This window comes from Mesorhizobium sp. M7A.F.Ca.MR.148.00.0.0 (assembly GCF_003997735.1).
In the GTDB taxonomy this organism is placed as follows: Bacteria; Pseudomonadota; Alphaproteobacteria; order Rhizobiales; family Rhizobiaceae; genus Mesorhizobium.
Map to the genome: position 1 here is coordinate 7,277 of NZ_RZTB01000154.1, position 2,533 is coordinate 9,809.

Consider the following 2,533-nt stretch of genomic DNA (forward strand, 5'->3'; position numbering starts at 1 on the left):
CCACCGTTTCGATGTCATCGGGTGCAGAATCGAGCGTTTCCGAAAGCCCAGGATCACCTTGGCGGCGCGCCTCGCGCTCTGTCCGCCTTTCGGCTCGTTCCACGGCCTTCTGCGCCTCTGTTAATTCGCGCATCGTGCCGGACATCGCCTGGAAAAACTGGCCTAACGGCATGTCGACGGACGGTGTTCCCGGCTTGAGCGCTTCAAGCCTGATTATGATCTGGGGCGGGTGCTTGGGCCCGACGAATGACTGTTCCAATCGGGACACAATTTCAGCGGTCACGCTTCGCCCCAATTCCAGCGCGGCGTCTTCCAGCCGGAGCTTCAGAGAAGCCGGCATCCGAATGTTTATCTGTGGATCTTCACGGGCCATGCACTGGATATATAGCACGGTGCTATTGCCGACAATAAAGCACGGTGCTATATTCAGCTATGGTTAACGGAAAGGGAAGGGCATGAGTCGGGCGGACCCGAAATTTCTGGTGAGACTGCCGGCGGACGTGAAAGCATTTATCGAGGCCCAAGCCACTCGAAACGGCAGTTCTCAAAATTCTGAAATCGTGCGGTGCATCCGTAATCGCATGGACGAAACGAAAACGGCGACCAGCGAGCTTGCAGGCTCAAACTGATCGCCGTTCCGAAATGAAACCGCCTTGCAGGGCGGTCCCCTGAAGCGTCACCCGATGGAGATCAACGTGACACCAACTCAAAATAGCACTTCAAACGTGAAAGTTCAAACCCGCCGCGCTCCGGCCAAGATGCCGAACCCTGCCGACGATCTGTCTTTCATGCACCGGAAAATGCCAGTCGGCTCAGGCATTTGTTATTGGAATGTCGAGGCAACTGGCAGCTACGGCCGGGACTGCGACAAGGGCCATGAACTGGCCCAGGAGTATCTACGCTACATCGGCGAGCATCCCACGAACGGCAACACCACGCTGCTGGGCTGCATTGTCAACGACATGTGCCGGGTGAGGCAGGAGGAACGCAAGCCGTCCGGCAACCATCTGACCGGCGTCGAAATCGGTTTCTTGGGCGAGGTTAATCGCTACACCATGGCCACGATGGTCGCCGTCGTCAAAACGCTGGGCAAATCGGAAGGCGGTGCCAAATGACTGCGCCTTCCGACGACCTGAACGACCTGCAATCCGATATCGGTCACGTCGAGACGCTGATCTGTGTCATGCACGATGTCGCCATAGAAACGCCTATGCCTAGCGACGAACGCATAGCCAAGGCCATGCAACAGGTTCACGACCTTTTGTGGATCGCCCGCGACTTGGCGGGCAATCTCGTCAAGGCCGCTTCGGCATGCCACGAAAAAGTCATGGCTGATGCTCGTAGCAGAAAGGCGGTGCGTTCGTGACCGCCGCCCTGAACCACAACGACCTTGAAAGCGAAGTGCGGGATGCCGTCTTGGCAAACCGTCTGGTCCTCACCTGGATGAACAGCCATTTCGAGACACCCGCCGAAAACAGCAATTACCGTGTTCATGAGAGTGACGCCGAAATGTTGGTTTTCGCCGGTCGGATCGCTCTCGAAAAGAGCGAGGCTGTTCTGACCAAATGGGAGGCAGTGCATGCGGCGGCGAGGGTCGGCGGATGACGCCAGCCGATCCTTTCGAGGATTCGCCGCTGACCCTGAAGGAGGCTTGCCAGCATTTCTTCAGAAATCGCATCACTCCTGCCACGTTGCGAGCCGAGGCGCGCCGTGGCAGGCTTAACATCGTGCGTATAGGCAGGGCGGATTTTGTGTTGCCCTCGTCGGTGAGAGGAATGATGACCAAATGCCAAGACCCGCCAAAGGAGCCCGGCTCTACCTCGACCCGAAACGACGCGAATGGGTCATCCGCGATGTCGGCGAGGTCTTCGAACGCACAGGCTGCGGCGAACCAGATCGCGCAGGAGCTGAAAAAAGGCTCGGGGAGTACATCGCGGAAAAATTCAAACCAGTCACCCGCGAAAGTGATCTCGCTCGCCTCTCGGTCGCCGAAGTCCTGACTGCCTACGGGCGGGAGTACGCCCCGCACAAAAAATCTGCCGAGCGTAGCGGTTACGCCATCGCCGCGCTCGTCCCCTGGTGGGGATCGAAGACGCTGGCGGATGTTCGCGGCGAGACATGCCGGGCATACGCAAAGGCACGGGGCAAGACCGTGAAGCCGGGAACGATTCGGCGCGAACTCGCCGCACTGTCGAAGGCCATCAACCATTGGCACAAAGAACATGGCCCGCTGGCATCAGTGCCGGAAGTGACCATGCCTGATGTTCCGCCCGCCCGCGACCGATGGCTGACGAGAACGGAGGCCGCGATGCTGCTTGCTGGCGCACTGGGCTTCTACCGTGAATTCTGGTGCGACGTGGCCAGCCGTCGAGAGCACTACCAGTGGCGCCGGAACCGGTTCGCGATCAACCGCCATTTGGCCCGCTTCTTACTGCTCGGGCTCTACACCGGCTCCCGGCGCGCGGCGATCTGCAATGTCCAATGGATGGCGAACACCACGGGGGGTTGGATCGACAGGCAGCGCGGCGTCATG

General features: G+C 59.3%; 3 protein-coding genes and 2 pseudogenes. 4 read left to right on the forward strand and 1 reads right to left on the reverse strand.

Annotated elements, in window-relative coordinates; genetic code table 11:
* Window positions 1-340: pseudogene (locus tag EOB49_RS30695) on the reverse strand (hypothetical protein); the annotation flags it as partial.
* Between the two features lie 343 nt (window positions 341-683).
* Between EOB49_RS30695 and EOB49_RS30705 the strand changes: the two are divergent.
* From EOB49_RS30705 to EOB49_RS30720, 4 genes and pseudogenes are all read left to right on the forward strand, one after another.
* Window positions 684-1,115 (forward strand): hypothetical protein, encoded by a 432-nt coding sequence (locus EOB49_RS30705; RefSeq protein ID WP_127383193.1) that lies wholly within the window; start codon window positions 684-686, stop codon window positions 1,113-1,115.
* On the forward strand, window positions 1,112-1,366 hold the full coding sequence (locus EOB49_RS30710) for a hypothetical protein (protein ID WP_127383194.1): 255 nt from the start codon (window positions 1,112-1,114) through the stop codon (window positions 1,364-1,366). Before EOB49_RS30705 ends, EOB49_RS30710 begins: the two co-directional genes overlap by 4 nt.
* The gene (locus EOB49_RS30715; RefSeq protein WP_127383195.1) at window positions 1,363-1,605 is read left to right on the forward strand and encodes a hypothetical protein; all 243 of its coding nucleotides are present in this window, start codon (window positions 1,363-1,365) and stop codon (window positions 1,603-1,605) included. The genes EOB49_RS30710 and EOB49_RS30715 overlap by 4 nt, the downstream gene beginning before the upstream one ends.
* Window positions 1,606-1,786: 181 nt before the next feature.
* Window positions 1,787-2,533, forward strand: a pseudogene (locus EOB49_RS30720) (site-specific integrase); the annotation flags it as partial.

Coding starts and splice junctions, on each gene's coding strand:
- EOB49_RS30705 (WP_127383193.1), top strand. CDS start 684: ATGGAGATCAACGTGACACCAACTCAAAATAGCACTTCAAACGTGAAA.
- EOB49_RS30710 (WP_127383194.1), top strand. CDS start 1,112: ATGACTGCGCCTTCCGACGACCTGAACGACCTGCAATCCGATATCGGT.